7 protein-coding genes are annotated in these 15535 nt (G+C 74.0%); 1 reads left to right on the top strand and 6 read right to left on the bottom strand.

What is annotated here, in order from left to right:
• Positions 1-181: 181 nt before the first annotated feature.
• Entirely contained in the window at positions 182-1303 is a 1122-nt protein-coding gene (locus tag ACIQ9E_RS17095) for a hypothetical protein (protein ID WP_403707627.1), read from the top strand.
• Positions 1304-1431: 128 nt separating this feature from the next.
• Here ACIQ9E_RS17095 and ACIQ9E_RS17100 read toward each other — a convergent pair whose 3' ends face one another.
• The 6 genes from ACIQ9E_RS17100 to ACIQ9E_RS17125 form a co-directional block, all read right to left on the bottom strand.
• Positions 1432-3417, bottom strand: a complete 1986-nt coding sequence (locus ACIQ9E_RS17100) for a GMC oxidoreductase (protein WP_403707629.1) — start codon at positions 3415-3417, stop codon at positions 1432-1434.
• 42 nt (positions 3418-3459) lie between these two features.
• Positions 3460-5076, bottom strand: coding sequence for a succinic semialdehyde dehydrogenase (locus ACIQ9E_RS17105; protein WP_403707631.1), 1617 nt, complete (start codon positions 5074-5076; stop codon positions 3460-3462).
• A 294-nt stretch (positions 5077-5370) separates the two neighbouring features.
• Positions 5371-7233 carry a serine/threonine-protein kinase gene (locus ACIQ9E_RS17110; RefSeq protein ID WP_403707633.1) on the bottom strand — a complete coding sequence of 621 codons (1863 nt, stop codon included), beginning with the start codon at positions 7231-7233 and terminating at the stop codon, positions 5371-5373.
• Positions 7234-7522: 289 nt separating this feature from the next.
• Entirely contained in the window at positions 7523-10528 is a 3006-nt protein-coding gene (locus tag ACIQ9E_RS17115; protein WP_403707635.1) for a protein kinase, read from the bottom strand.
• Positions 10529-10663: 135 nt separating this feature from the next.
• The gene (locus ACIQ9E_RS17120) at positions 10664-13237 is read right to left on the bottom strand and encodes a protein kinase (protein WP_403707637.1); all 2574 of its coding nucleotides are present in this window, start codon (positions 13235-13237) and stop codon (positions 10664-10666) included.
• Between the two features lie 488 nt (positions 13238-13725).
• Complete coding sequence (locus ACIQ9E_RS17125; protein WP_403707639.1) at positions 13726-15432, bottom strand: glycerol-3-phosphate dehydrogenase/oxidase; 1707 nt, start codon at positions 15430-15432, stop codon at positions 13726-13728.
• Positions 15433-15535 lie beyond the last annotated feature (103 nt).

Consider the following 15535-nt stretch of genomic DNA (forward strand, 5'->3'; position numbering starts at 1 on the left):
ATACGGACCACATAAATTTCTCGTCAGTTTTTCTACAACCTTTTCGGCCACTTCTCGGTCGTTCTTGGCGTATCTGTGATCACTTCCGTGTTTTCGCGTCCGCCGCGGCACGGGAGTCAGCGGATATTCCCTGATCGAATGCCGCCCCGCGGTATTCGAACCCGCCGAACACCGAGGTCTTATGAAGCTCCGTCGTGCCGCGGCCGTCGCCGCGGCGTCCGCCGTCCTGGCCCCCCTCGCCCTGCTGTCGGCTCCGGCCGCGCTGGCCACGGGGGTGACCGATCCCTCGTCCACCACCGGTACGAACACCCCGGCCGCCCCGGCCGAGCCGGAGTCGGATCCGGCGAAGGATCCGGCCGGACAGCAGGGCGGACCGGCGGGCGAGGGTTCCCCCGAGGGCGGCGCGGCCGGTGGCACCGAGCCCGGCCAGGGGGAGAACGGCAAGCCGGGGACCGGCGGCGCGGGCGAGGGCGGGGGCGAGCAGAAGCCCGCCGAGCCCGGTACCGGCGGCGAGCCGGGCAAGCCGGGTGAGCCGAGCGCCTCCCCCGGCGGCGGCCAGTCGCCCAAGCCCGGGGAAGAGGGCCCGGAAGGCGAGGAGGGCGGCGCGGACGAGTGCGCCACCGAGGTCGAGTCCAAGGACCTGAAGACGACTCTGCGCGGTCTGCCGTCGAAGGTGGTCGCGGGCAGCGGCTGGCAGAACTTCTCCTACCGGGTGGCCAACGACTCCAAGAAGGCGATGGACTCCGTTACGGCCTATCTGCTCGTCGAGGCCTATACGCACGACTACGAGGACGAGACCCTCAAGTACGTCACCCTCCAGGCGAAGTACAACGGCGCCTGGGAGAAGTTCGACGTCGAGGAGGGCTACCTCGGTGACACCGAGAAGCTGGAGGCCGGCGAGTACGCCGAGCTGGAGCTGCGGCTGAAGGTCGACGGCAAGGCCCCGGCCGGAGTCGCTTTCCTCATGACCCTCGGTGTGCACGTCGACGAGAAGAACAACTGCGAGTACGGCCAGGACGTCGAGTACGGCTTCGAGATCCTCCCGGCGGGCAGCAAGCCGTCCGGCGGCGACGCCGAGGGCAAGCCCGGCAAGGGCAAGCCGGAGACGACCGGAAAGCCCGGCTCCTCCGGCGGCAGCGAGCCCCAGGGCGGGCGCAAGGAGGTTCCGGTGACCGGCAACCTGGCCGCGACCGGCTCGTCCGACGCGCTCCCGGTCATCGGGATCACGGGCGGCGTCGCCGTACTGGCCGGTGCCGGTGTCGTCTTCGCGCTGAAGCGCCGCCGGGGCGGCGCGACCGCCTGAACCCGGTCGCCCACGGCCCGCCGGGCCCCTGGGTGACCGGCCCAGGACACAGCGGGGCCGCTGCGCTCGGAGGGGGGCGCAGCGGCCCCGCTGTCCCGTCTGCTCCTCTGTCCGGCAGCCGTACCCGCCTACGGCTCCCCGGCCGCACCGTTTCCCGGCGGAACCGCGGGCATGCCCAGGAACGGCAGCCGCAGCGCGCCGAACGCCTCCGCCGGGACGGCCGGATCCCTCGGCGCCACCGGCGCGAGCCCGCGGTACGGCTCCCCCTGCGCCGGACGCGGATCCGCGTCGCCGCGGTTGGGCCAGAGCGCCATCGCCCGCTCCGCCTGCGCGGTGATCGTCAGCGACGGATTGACGCCCGGGTTCGCGGTGACGGCCGCGCCGTCGACGACGGATATGCCCGGATGGCCGTACAGCCGGTGGTACGGGTCGACCACTCCCGAATCCGCGTCCGCGCCGATCGGGCAGCCGCCGAGGAAGTGCGCGGTCAGCGGGGTGCCGATCAGCTCACCGACGTTCGACCCGGCGAAGCCGTTGATCTCGTCGGCGAGCACGCTCGCCGCCCGGGTGGCGACGGCGAGCTGCGCCGGATTGGGCGCGCCGTGGCCCTGCCGGGCGGTCAGCAGCCCCTTTCCGATACCGGACGGTCTGCGGTAGGCGGTGAGGGAGTTGTCCACGGACTGCATCACCAGCCAGATCAGGGTCCGCTCGGACCAGTGGCGGTACGAGAGCGAGCGGAGCGCGATCACCGGGTGCCGGACCATCCGGCCCAGCCAGCCCGCGATCCGGCCGCGGCCGAAGCGCGGGCCGCCGGGGCCCGACCGGTAGGGCACCTGGAAGGTGGTGAGGAGCCCCATGGCGTTGGAGCCCCTCCCGTACCGCACGGGTTCGATATGGGTGTGCTCGTCGGGATGGACGGACGAGGTGATGGCCACCCCGCGCGTGAAGTCGACGCGCGGCGCACCGTGGCGCGCCCGGTAGCGCCGGTCGTCGGTCTGCGCCCCCACGACCGCTTCGGAGTTGGTACGGGTCAGCTCGCCGAGCCGCCGCGAGAGACCGGGGAGCGCGCCGGTGTCCTTCATCCGGTGCAGCAGGCTCTGGGTGCCGTAGGTCCCGGCCGCGACGACGACCCGGCGGGCCCGGAACACCCGGCCCTTCCCCTTCCGGCGGCGGTCGGTGGGCACCGTACCGACGGCGTGGCCGCCGCGCCCGTCCTCGGTGAGGCTGACGACGGTGGTCATCGGATGGACCACGGCACCGGCGCCTTCGGCGAGATGGAGATAGTTCTCGTTGAGGGTGTTCTTGGCGCCGTGGCGGCAGCCGGTCATGCACTCGCCGCACTGGATGCAGGCGCGGCGGGCCGGTCCGGCTCCGCCGAAGTAGGGGTCGGCCGCCTCCTCGCCGGGCGCCGCCCGCACCCCGCGGCCGCCCGCGTCACCGGCCCGGTTGCCGTCACCGGCCCGGTTGCCGTCGCCGGCCGGGTCGCCGTCGTGGCCGTCGCCGAAGAAGACGCCGACCGGGGCCCTATGGAAGGTGCCGCCGATGCCCATCGCCTCCGCCGTGGCCCGGAGGTGCACATCGGCGGCGGTGGTCGTGGTGTTCAGCCGGACGCCGAGCATCCGGCGGGCCTGCTCGTAGTACGGCCCCAGTTCACCCTCCCAGTCCGTGATGTCCTTCCACTGCGGATCGCGGAAGAAGGCGGCGGGCGGGACGTAGAGCGTGTTGGCGTAGTTGAGGGAACCGCCGCCGACCCCGGCGCCCGCGAGCACCATCACCTTCCCGAGGAGGTGGATGCGCTGGATTCCGTAGAGGCCGAGCGCCGGGGCCCACAGGAAGTTCCGCAGATCCCAGGAGTTCCTGGGCAGGGTCTCGCGGGTGAAGCGGCGGCCCGCTTCGAGGACCCCGACCCGGTAGCCCTTCTCCGCGAGCCGCAGCGCGGCGACCGAACCGCCGAACCCGGAGCCGACCACGATCACGTCGTAGTCGTAGTTGTAGTCGTAGTCGTAGTCGTAGTCCTGTTCGCCGCTGTGCTCACAGCCGGGTCCGCGGTCGTCGCGCGGCTCCGCTCCGGTCGCAGGAGCGCCGGTGCTGCCGAACGGTGGTACCGCGGACATCATGCTCTCCTCCGTACGACGGGACGGGGCGGCGGAACCCGGTCAGTGCAGCCGGAACACCTTCATCAGCCGCAGCGACCGGTTCATCAGCGCCGCGTACTTCTCGTCGTCCAGGCCGAACGCCGGGCCCATCGGCATCACCCGCTGCTGCGCCACGGTCTGCGCCTCCGTGAACTTGAGGATGCCCTCGGAGCCGTGGCGCCGCCCCAGACCGGAGTCCTTCATCCCGCCCATCGGGGACTGCACACTGCCGTACGCGGGGGCGTACCCCTCGTTGATATTGACCGTTCCGCAGTTCAGGCGGGCCGCGACGGCATGGCCCCGCCTGCCGTCGCGCGTCCACACGCTGGCGTTGAGACCGTACGGGGTGGCGTTGGCGCGCTCGACGACCTCGTCCTCGTCCGTGAACCGGTAGACGGAGACCACCGGGCCGAAAGTCTCCTCGGTGCAGACGGCCATCGGCTCCGCGACGCCTTCGAGGATGGTCGGCTCGTAGAACAGCGGCCCGATATCGGGCCTGGCGACCCCGCCCGTGACGACGGTCGCGCCCTTGGCGACGGCCTCGTCGACATGGCGGACCACGGTTTCGAGCTGGCGCTCGCCGACCAGGGAGCCCATCTCGGCACCGTACGCGAGGGAGTTGCCGAGGCGCATGGCCCTGGTCCGGGCGGTGAACCGTGCCATGAAGGCATCGGCGACCGACTCGTGGACGTACAGCCGCTCGATGGAGATGCAGAGCTGGCCCGCGGAGGAGAAGCAGGCGCGGACCGCGCCCGCCGCCGCCCTCTCCACATCGGCGTCGTGCAGGACGAGCATGGCGTTCTTGCCGCCGAGTTCGAGGGAGCAGCCGACCAGCCGCTCCGCCGCGCTCCGGGCGACTTCGCGGCCGGTGCGGGTGGAGCCGGTGAAGGAGACGTAGTCCGCGTGCCGGACCACCTCGGGGCCGATCACCGGGCCCGCACCGAGAACGACCTGGAAGACGGCCTCCGGCAGCCCCGCCTCGACCAGCAGATCCCGCGCCCAGAGGGCGGTCAGGGCGGTCTCGGTGTCCGGTTTCATCACCACGGCGTTCCCGGAGACGAACGCGGGCAGCGCATCTCCTACGGACAGCTCCAGGGGATAGTTCCAGGGCGCGATCTGGCCCACGACCCCGCGCGGCCTGCGCAGTTCGGTGGTCTTGGTGAGGACGGGGACGACGCCCGTATGGCGGCGGGGGCGGAGATAACCGGCGGCCCGGCGGCCGTAGTGGCGCGCGGCGACCGCGACGGCCTGGATCTCCTCGTGGGCGTGGAGCCGGGCCTTGCCGGTCTCCAGCTGGATGAGGTCGAGGACCTCGGCCTGGCGCTCCAGCACCAGATCGTGGAAGCGGAGGAGGACGGCGGCCCGGGTGCGCACCGGGACGGCCGCCCAGGCGGGCTGGGCGGCACGCGCCCTGGCGAATGCCTCGGCCACGTCCTCGGGCGTGGACTCGGGCAGTTCGGCCAGCCGCTCGCCGGTGAAGGGGGTGTGGTTGGCCGTCAGACCGGAGCCCAGGACCCCTCTGGACAGCTGGGCGACCACCTCGGGCGTGACCACGTCCGCGGCCGTACGGGCGCCGGCCGGTGCGGCGGCTCGGGGGTTGGTGCCGGGGGTGGTGGCCGGGGCCTTCGCGTCCTTCATAGGGCCGAGGGTATGCCTCGGGCCCCCCGTTGGGTACCCGCCGGTAACAGCTTGGCCGGACCCGTACCGAAGCGCCGGCGTCGACTGGCGCATCAGGCCTGATCAGCGGCTTGTTCGAAACTTTGGCCGGAGTGGGACGGGCGGCGGTCCGCCGAGGGGCGACCCGGTGAGGGGCCGACCCGCGGAGCGGCGGACCCGGCGAGAGCGCCGGGCGGCCGCGGGCCGGGGTCCGGCTTCCGCCACGGGCCGCACTGTCCCCCGGTCCGGGCTCCCGGCACGGGCCCGTACGGGCCGTCAGCTCGCGCCGCGGCCCCGCCAGCCCTTCAGTATTCCGTCGAAGTCCTCCTTGACGGTATGCCAGGAGCCCGCCGGTCCGGCGAGGAACAGCGCGTACTCCGTACCGCCCGCGTCGATGGAGAACTGGTCGATCGCCCGCCGCGGACCGGCGAACTTGCCCTTCTCGGTCCAGCTGAACTCCAGCAGGGCCGCGTCCTGGTGGCCCTGGAAGGTGTTCCGCTCCAGCGACAGCTGCCGGTAGTCCGGGAGTCTCTTCAGATCCCGCTCGATGGCCACGAGATGGTCGTACGGATCGGGAAACCGGGGGGTCTCGGCGATACCGATCCGCAGCAGGTGGGAACCGCCGTCGGGCGAGTAGTCGACCTGGTTGTCCTTCTCTGACACGCGCTGCCACTTCTCCGGGAGGAGGAGGGAGAAGCCGAGCGGATCCTTCACCCGCTTCCAGCCGTGGGGGATCTGCTCGGCCGGGGAGGCCCCGACGGAAGGGGAAGGTCCGGATCCGGTGGGGCTGCCGGAAGCGGGACCCTCGCCGACGGCCACGGTGGCCGGTTTGCGGGCGTTCCTCTCCGGCTCGTCGCCGCCGTCCGCGTACCGCATGGCCAGGACTCCGGCGCCCGCGCCGACGAACGCGGCGAGGGCGACGACGATCGCAGCGAGCCGCATCCGGCCGCGGCGCCCGTCGGCTCCGGCCGCCCGGCGGGCCTGCCCGCGGCCCCGGCGGCCCGGCTCCCGAGCGGCGGGGGGACCGGCCGGGGCCGCGGGCGCGACGGCCGTGGGAGTCGGCGGGGGTACGGAGGCGCTGCCACCCGGGCTGGTGTCCCGGCCCGTACTCGAAGCACCCCCCGTGCCCGTACCCTCGCCCCTGCCCGGGAAGCCGTCGGCGGCGAGGAAATCGTCCGCGGCCGGGAGGCCGCCGGTGCCACCGCTCCGGCCGGTGGCACGGGCGGAGTCCGGCGGGAAGACCCTGGTGGCAGCCGTGGCTGCGGTGGCGGGGCGGTCGGGCCCCGGCACCCCTCCCGTGCTCTCCAGCTCCGTGACCGCCGCCGACAGAAGCCGTTCGGCCTCGGCCGCGGGCGGCCGGGACTCCGGGTCCTTCGCCAGCAGCGCCATCACGATCGGCCCGAGCGGACCGACACCCGCGGGATGCCGCGGCTCCTCGCTCACAACGGCCCGCATCGTGTCGAGCGGCGATGTACGGCGGTAGGGCGACTCGCCGGTCAGCGCCGCGTACAGGGTGACGCCCAGGGACCACAGATCGCAGGCGGGCCCCGGGTCGGCGCCCCGGACCCGCTCGGGCGCCACATAGTCGATGGAGCCGACGATCTCGCCGGTGCGGGTGATGGTCGAATCGCCGTCGATGGCCGCGATCCCGAAGTCGGTGAGCAGCACGCTGCCGTCCCGCGCGAGGAGCACATTGGCCGGTTTGACGTCCCGGTGGAGCACCCCGGCGGCATGCGCGGCACCCAGCGCGCCCAGGACCCGCAGCCCGATCCGGGCGGCCTCCAGCGGGGGCACCTTGCCGGACTTCTTGACCTCGTCGGCGAGGGAACGGCCCTCGACGTACTGCATGACGATCCACGGCCGGCCGTCGTGCTCCAGGACGTCGTGGACGGTGACGACGTTGGGGTGGGTGATCCGGGCGGCGGCCCGCGCCTCCTTCTGCGTCCTCGCATGGAGCAGAACCCGGTCCGCTTCCGCGGCGTAGATCCCGGCGGTCAGCTCCTTGACGGCGACGACGCGGTGCAGCACCTCGTCACGGGCGCGCCAGACCCGGCCCATGCCGCCCTTGCCGATGCAATCGCCCAGCCGGTACCGGCCGGCGAGCACCAGCCCCCCGCCTGCGTTCTGCCTGTTCTCCACGTCGCCGACGTCTCCCCGCCCCGTTCTCCGTGCACTGGCCGCCCCCGTTGCCCCGATGAAACCACCGATCCGTCGCCGCGCTGTCACGGCGCCTCTTTCGACAACTCGCCATGCCGTTGCGATCGTTCCCCGATCCCGGCCCGAAACCGGGCACCGGATCGGACGCCGACCCCGGCCGGATCGGACGCCGGGCCGGACGCCGGGTTGTCATCCGTGCCATGGGTGGGGACGACCTCAGGAATCAAACGGTTCCTCAGCGGTCGCACGCCCACGCTACGGCGACGGCCCGTCAGCCGCTTCTGCGGTAGACGGCGACCGCCTGGTCGTACGCCTCCGAGACCCTCTCGCGGCGGTCGCCGGGGCCGATGACCTGGAGGACGTGGTAGCGGCCCTCGATGACGACGACGCGGTTGCGGACGTACACCTCGCGTCCGCTGCTGTCCTGCCAGGTGTACTGGCCCTCCGCCATCACCCGCGGCCCGACCTCGATCCGGCGCAGCCCGCTCGACGTCGACCAGGACGAACTGCGGAAGGGCTCCAGCTCCCGTTCGCGGTCGCGCTGGTAGTCGAGGGGGTCCTCGCCGTCCCGGACGCGGTCCCGGCCGGGGACCACGATCAGGGTGAAGTCCCCGTCTCCGTAGCGGATCTGGCCCGCGTCGTTCATCGGGCGGCGCTGCCAGCCCTGCGGCACGGCGACGGTGAAGCCCTCGGGGTCGGTGCGCTGTTCGTACCCCTTCGGCAGCGGACCGGAGCCGGGTGCCGGGGGCGCGTCGGGGGTCGCCGCACTGCCCGTCTTCTCCCCGGCCGGGGCGGACGGCGGGGGCTGTTCGGCACCGCTGGGGGTGGGCCGGGGGTTGCCCTGCGGCAGGGTGCTGTCACCGTCCTCACCGGCCTTCGGCAGGAACAGCACCGCGTACAGCACGGCGCCGGTGAGCAGCAGAAGCACGCCGACCAGCAGGCTGCGGCCCAGTGACGCCGGGCCGCGCTCGCGGCGCGGGGGCTTCTTGTGGCGGTGCCTGCCGTGGACGACTTCGGTGGAGCCGCCACGGCGTCTGCGGACCACCTCGCCGCGGCGGCGGACGATGGGCAGTCCGGCGCCGCCGCCGGGCGGGGCGGCGGGGAGCGCCACCACGTCGAGGCCCGCGTCGGGTTCGGGGGCGGAGCGGACCAGGGACCGCAGCCAGCCGCGCAGTTCCTCGGCGTCGGGGCGTTCCGTCGGGTCCTGGCGGAGCAGTGACTCGACGACCGGGCGGAGCGGCCCGCACTCCTCGGCGAAGGCGGGCGGCTCGGCGCAGACGAGCTGGACCAGCTCGGCGGCGCTCTCCTCGGGGTAGGGGGCATGGCCCTGGACGGAGCGGTAGAGCAGGGCGCCGAGGGCCCAGAGGTCGGTGGCGGGGCCGACGGGGGCGGCGAGCTGCCAGTTCTCGTGGACGGGCCCGGCCTGTTCGGGTGCCCAGCGTTCGGTGACGGCGCCGACGACGGTGATCCTGGCCTGCCGGGCCCGTTCGGCGGCGAGCGGGGTCGCCGGGCCCCGGTGGACGGGCGGCGCGGGTGCCGGATCCTCGTCCCAGCGGCCGGGGGCGGACTGGGCGGGGACGCTCGCGGGGGCGGGGGCGCGCCGGGCGTCGGCCCGGAGGGCTTCATGGCCCGCGCCGCCGCGGTCCGGGCCCGGCGGCTGGGCCGGGGGGAGGGCGGGGCGGTCGCCGCGGGGGGCGGGGGCGCCGCCGGGCCGTCCGGCGCGCGCCACGGGCAGGGCGGGCAGCCCGCCGGGAGCGGGGCCGTCGCCGGGGGCGGGGCCGACGGGGCCGTTGCCGGGGGTGGTGCCCGCGGGGGGCAGGGCCCGGACTCCGTACGGGTCGCTGTACCGGTGGGGGTTGTGGTCGGGGACGACGGGGAGCGGCGGCGGTACGGAGGTGCCGCCCGCGGGGACCGGGCGCGGCCCGTCGCCGCCGGTGAGCGGGCCGTCCTGCCAGCTGCCGGTGAGATGGGCGGGGCCGGGCGCGTCCGGTCCGCCGGTTCCGTAGGGGTCGCGTCCGTACGCCACGTGTCCGTACGGATCGTGGTGGTGCGGCGCGTGCTCCCCGGGCGCGTCGGGCGCGTCGGGCGCGTCGGGGGCGTCGGAGGTGTCGGCGCCGGTGGTGGTCACATGGTCGCGGTACCGGGGGCCTTCGTGTTCGGTACGGGACGGGGCCTGCGCACCCGGGCCCGGGGCCGCCGGGCCGTGGGCACGGGGGGTGCCGGGGGCATCGGGGGTGCCGGGCTCGCGGGCCCACCAGTCCGGGTCGTCGCCCGACTGCACCGGCCGGTCGCCGCCGCCCGGAGCATGCTCGCCGCCCCGGCCCGCGGCCGCGCCCGCGCGGTACGCCGCGATGGCGCCCGACCGGGCCGCCCGCCAGGAAGCGCCGGCGCCGTCCCGCGGGGAGACCTCCGCCCCCGCGGGCTCGTCCCCGTCGTCGTACTCCCCCTGCTCGTACTCCTCGCCGGCGTCCTCGTACTCGTCGTACTCGTCGTCGTGCTCGTCGTCGGCACCGTCCTCGCCGGCGAACTCGCCCTGGTACTCCTGGTGCTCCCCGTGCTCCTCCTGGTCCCCGTACTCACCGGCGAAGCCACCCACCTCTTCGGCGCCTTCGAAGTCCGGATACGGGGCCGGGGGCACGGCGACCGGTACCGGCGCATAGCCGCACAGCGCCTCCTCCGCCGCCCCGGCGGCCAGGCCGGTGAGCACGACGCGCCCGTCCTCGCAGACCAGGACCGTGCGGGCGGTGATGTTGCGGTGGGTCCAGCCGTACGCGTGCACCGCACCCAGCGCGGTCAGCACATCGGAGGCGACTTCGGCGGCGCGGTAGGGCGTCAGCGGCTGGTCCGCCAGGAACACCGCGAGCGGCCGGGCCTCGACCCACTCGCTGACGATCCACAGCGAACCGTCCTCGGCGAAAACATCGAAGACCTGGTCCAGCCGGGGATGGTCGGGGATCTGCGCCGCGGCCCTGGCCGCCTCGACCGCCCGCAGCACGGCCGGATCGGTGGACCGGACGGTGGTACGGCCCGCGGAGCGCCCGGCGCCCGGCACCCCTGCGCTGCCCGCCGGTCCGGGAAATTCGTCGGGGCCGACGAACTCGGCGTCCACCGTCTCCGGCAGCGGCACCTGACGGACCAGCACCTCCTGGCCGCTGTAGGTGTCGAAGGCGCGCAGCTCGGCGGGTTCGTACTCGTCGGGCGGGAGCAGCGGCAGGCGGTAGCGGTCGGAGAGCACCCTGCCCGTGTAGTCGTCCATATCGCCTCCCCTCGTGCCCACGGTCAACGGTCCTCACGGCGGAGCGGCAGCTTCCGCGCCGCCGTCCCTGCCTTCACCCCGAGGGCGGGTGCTCCGGCCGGCCGGCGGCGCCCAACGGTAGGTGCCGTCCGCGCCTTCTCACGATACGTGTACCGGTCAGTCCTGGGGCTTGAATGTCGCGAACGCGGTCTCCCGCAGCGTCTTGCAGACGGGCGCGTCCCATTCGGCGACCGGGCAGGACACCATGATGGAGTAGCCCCGCTTGTCGTCGACGACGAAACCGCGGTTGAGCACCCGCATCCGCTTGCCGTTGTGGTCGCGCTCGAATTCCCAGTCGGCGGCGGTCCGGTAGCCGTTGTACTGGACGGCCTTGATGCCCAGGTGGCTGTAGTTGGTGCTCCTGGCCTTGGCCGAGGCGACGGAATCCTCCCAGGCGGCCGCGGCGTCGGTGCCGGGGCTGGAGTTGAAGTCGACCTGGACCCTCGGGAAGGCGCCCTGGGCGGTGTTGTAGATACCGCCCGAATTCGCCCCGGCTATGCCGGTGCGCTGGAAACCCGCAGGCATCGCCATGGAGAACCGGAACCGGGTGTCGGTCTTCTCGGCGTAACCGGCGGGCAGGGCGCCCTTCGCCGGGGCGGCCGGGCTCGCCGGAAGCTTGGAAGCGCCGGTCGAGCCGTCCTTGCCGGTCGCCCCGTCGCCCGTGCCCTTGCCGTCGGCCGTATCGGCGGGCTTCTCCGCGCCGCCCGCGGGCTTGCCGTCCTTCGTCCCGGTTTCGGGGGTTGTTCCGGCGGAGGTGGTCCGGTCGCCGCCGGCGCTCCCGGTCCCGTCGCCGCCGTTGTCCCTGCCGATCGTCAAGTACATGACGGTGCCGAGGACGGCCAGCGCGATACCGACCGCGAGGAGCACCAGCGTGCGGCGGGGCACCACGTCGGTGAGGGGCGCGCGCCGGGGCGCGGCGCGCTGTACCGGGGGGTTCGGGGGCTGCTGCGGCGGGCGGGCGGCGCCTGCCGCGGCGGGAGCGGCGTTACGGGTAGGGCGGACGGGGCCGCGGGGCCGTTCGGTGCGGGCGGGGGCCGCCGGCTCGGGCGGCGGGATCGTCGGCAGCGTCATGGCCCGGGTGGCATCGGGCGGGAGCGGGGCCTCCGCTGCGGTGTCGGGCGCGTTGAGGGCGCGGGTCAGCAGGGCGCGGGCACCTGCGTCGTCGAGCCGCTGCGCCGGGTCCTTGGCGAGCAGCCCGTAGATGACCTCCTCCAGCGGGCCCGCGTTCTTCGGCGGGTCGAGGGGTTCGGTCATCACGGCGGTGAGGGTGGCGATCGCCGAACCCTTGTCGTACGGCGGGGCTCCCTCGACGCTCGCGTAGATCAGCCCGCCCAGCGACCAGAGGTCGGCGGCGGGGCCGGGCCGGTGGCCGCGGGCGCGCTCGGGCGAGATGTACGAGGGGGCTCCGACGAGCATGCCGGTGGAGGTGATCGAAGGGTCGCCCTCGACCAGCGCGATGCCGAAGTCGGTGAGTACGACCCGGCCGTCGTTCGCGACCAGGACGTTCGACGGCTTCACATCGCGGTGGAGGATGCCCTCGCGGTGCGCGGAGCGGAGTACGTCCAGTATCGCGAGGCCGACTTCGGCGGCCCGGCGGGGCGTCAGGGTGCCGTCCTCACGGATGACTTCGGCCAGCGACTTGCCCTCGACCAGCTCCATCACGATCCACGGCCGGTCGTCCTCGTCGACCACGTCGTAGACCGTGACGGCGCTGGTGTTACGGATCCGGGCGATCGCCTTGGCCTCGCGCAGCGTCCGGGTGATGAGCCGTCGCTTCTCGTCCTCGTCGATCTGGTGGGGGAAGCGCAGCTCCTTGACGGCGACGGTCCGGCTGAGGGTCTCGTCCTCGGCGCGCCACACGGTGCCCATGCCGCCGCGGCCGAGCACCCCGCCGAGGCGGTACCGCCCGGCGAGCAGCCGTCCTTCGGAGTCCCCGGATCCGGTGGTCTTCCCACCGGCGGTCCCGGCCGCGGGCCCGGTGGCGCGCTTCCCGTTCCCGGCTCCCCGGTCCCCGGCGGCAGCGCCGGCCGCGGCGGCCCGACCGGCCTTCTCCGCGGGCCCGTCCGGCTGTCCGGCGGCGCCGGGAGCAGGCTTCGCCGCCGCCGCGGAAGCGGCCTTGGAGGCCGTCTGCGGTGCCGTCTTCGGCGCGGTCTTCGGCTCGGTCTGCGGTGCGGTCTTCGGTGCCTTGCCCGGCTTCTCTTCGGCCCGCCGGTCGGCCTGGGTCCCGATCACCGGTTCCGCGGCGGTCCGCTTCGCCGCCCCGGCCTTTCCGGCGTTCGCTTTCGTGGTGTCCGTGGCGACGGTGCCCTCTCCGCCGTCGGTGTCCGCGGGCCCGTTCCCCGCCGGGGTCCTGCCCGCCGTCCGCCGGGGGGTCGCGGGTGTCCGGGCCGCCCGGCCGGGTCCGGGGGCCTCCCCGCCCTCGGACGACTGCCCTGCACCGGAGGGGGATTCGGCGTCCGGCGGAGTTCTCCGGCCGGCCGCAGCGGGGGTCTTCGCACCGGATCCGGCGGCCGGACCCTCCGCCGCGGTGCCGCGGGCGCCGGCCCGGCCGTCCGCGGCGGCGGGCGCTTCGGCGTCCCCGCCCGGAACGGACCGGGCGCCGGCCTCGTCACCGCCGCTCCGTGCCGCCGCAGACGGACGCTCCTCGGAGCCGTTCCGCTGGGGCTTCCGCGACTGCTCTGCCTCCGACATGCGTCCCCTCTGCGATCCCTGGTCTTCGCCCGCGCCTGTCGCTCCCGCGCGATGCGGTAACACGCCCTGGCAGAGCATTCATTGTCCCTCACCCGGGAAGGGGCGCCTCTTCCGGGTCATTTCCTGTTCCCGTTCACCGCGCCGCGCTCCCCGAGGTGGTGGCGAGGGTAGTACGGAACCCGGCGGGCCCCCACCCCGGACGGGGCCCCGTCCCCCACCGCGCACCGCCTTCGGCTCCCCGCATACCGGGGGAACAGGGCGGTGGAACGGGTCCACTCCACCCGATTCCGGATCCCCCGCCGGGTGCTCCCCGGGCCCGGGGCACCGGGCGCGGCGGCCCGCCGTCCCGGGCCGTAACACCCCCCGGAACAACGGGAAGCCCGCCAGGCCGGACCGCCCCCGAGACGAATCCGACAGGCACCGCAAACGATGTCGAGCGCATTCCGCAATATTCCGGCGCCCGCTCGGAGGGAAATTCCGGCGCCCGTTCAGAGGGGAACGATGTCCGGCGCTCCCAGCCGTGCCGCGTCGGCCGTCAGATCGTCCGGCTGGCGCTGCGATTCCCGCTCGGCCTCGACCCGCTTCTCGTAATGCTCGACCTCTTTTTCGATCTGTTTGGCGTCCCAGCCCAGCACCGGTGCCATCAACTCCGCGCACTCGCGGGCGCTGCGGGTCCCCCGGTCGAAAGTCTCGATGGAGATCCGGGTCCGGCGGGTGAGGACGTCGTCGAGATGGCGGGCCCCTTCGTGGGACGCGGCATAGACGATCTCGGCGCGCAGATAGTCGTCCGCGGCGGCCAGCGGCTCCCCGAGACCGGGGTCGTCGGCGATCAGGGCGAGGACTTCCTCGGCCAGCGAACCGTAACGGTTGAGCAGATGCTCGACCCTGACGACATGGAGGCCCGTACGCGCGGCGATCCGGGCGCGCTTGTTCCACAGGGCGGGGTAGCCCTCGGCTCCGACCAGCGGTGTCTCCTCCGTGACACAGGCGGCGACCCGCTGGTCGAGGCCGTGGACCGCCTCGTCGACCGCATCCTTCGCCATGACGCGGTACGTCGTGTACTTACCGCCGGCCACCACCACGAGTCCGGGCACGGGGTGGGCCACGGTGTGCTCCCGGGAGAGCTTGCTGGTGGCGTCCGACTCCCCGGCCAGCAGCGGCCGCAGGCCCGCATAGACGCCCTGGACGTCGTCGCGGGTGAGGGGGACGGCCAGCACGGAGTTCACATGCTCCAGCAGATAGTCGATATCGGCGCTGGAGGCGGCCGGATGGGCCTTGTCGAGGTCCCAGCCGGTGTCCGTGGTCCCGACGATCCAGTGGCGGCCCCAGGGAATGACGAACAGCACCGACTTCTCGGTCCGCAGGATCAGCCCGGTCGTGGAGTGGATCCGGTCCTTGGGGACGACGAGGTGGATGCCCTTGGAGGCCCGGACGTGGAACTGGCCGCGCTCCCCGATCAGCGCCTGGGTGTCGTCCGTCCACACCCCGGTGGCATTGACGATCTGACGGGCCCTGATCTCGTACTCGCCGCCGCCCTCCACATCCTGGACGCGGGCGCCGACGACCCGCTCGCCCTCCCGCAGGAAACCGATGACCCGGGCCCGGCTTGCGGCCTTGGCGCCGTACGTCGCGGCGGTGCGTACCAGGGCGGCGACGAAACGGGCGTCGTCCATCTGGGCGTCGTAGTACTGGAGGGCGCCGACAAGGGCGTCCTTCCGCAGACAGGGCGCCACCCGCAGGGCCTGCCGCCGGGAGAGATGACGGTGCACGGGCAGGCCCCGGCCGTGGCCGGAGGAGACCGACATCGCGTCGTACAGAGCGACGCCCGCGCCCGCGTAGACCCGCTCCCAGGCCTTGTGCTGGAGGGGATAGAGGAACGGAACCGGCTTCACCAGATGGGGGGCCAGCCGCTCCAGCAGCAGTCCGCGCTCCTTCAGCGCCTCGCGGACCAGCGCGAAGTCGAGCATCTCCAGATAGCGCAGCCCGCCGTGGATGAGCTTGCTGGACCGGCTCGATGTGCCGGAGGCCCAGTCACGGGCCTCCACGAGACCGGTGGAGAGTCCTCTGGTCACCGCGTCCAGGGCGGTCCCCGCGCCGACCACACCCGCGCCGACGACCAGGATGTCCAGCTCCCGCTCCGCCATGGCGGCGAGCGCCTCGGCGCGCTCCTCGGGTCCAAGTGCCGCTGTCTTCACTGCGTGCCTCCCGTCGCCCCCGTCTGCCCCGCCGGGGTCCTGTCCCGCCCGGGGTCCCGCCCCGCGGCGGCGCCTGAACGGCGACACCGCGGACGGCACCGGC

Origin of the sequence: Streptomyces sp. NPDC094448 (genome assembly GCF_044763775.1) — a bacterium.
GTDB lineage: Bacteria > Actinomycetota > Actinomycetes > Streptomycetales > Streptomycetaceae > Streptomyces.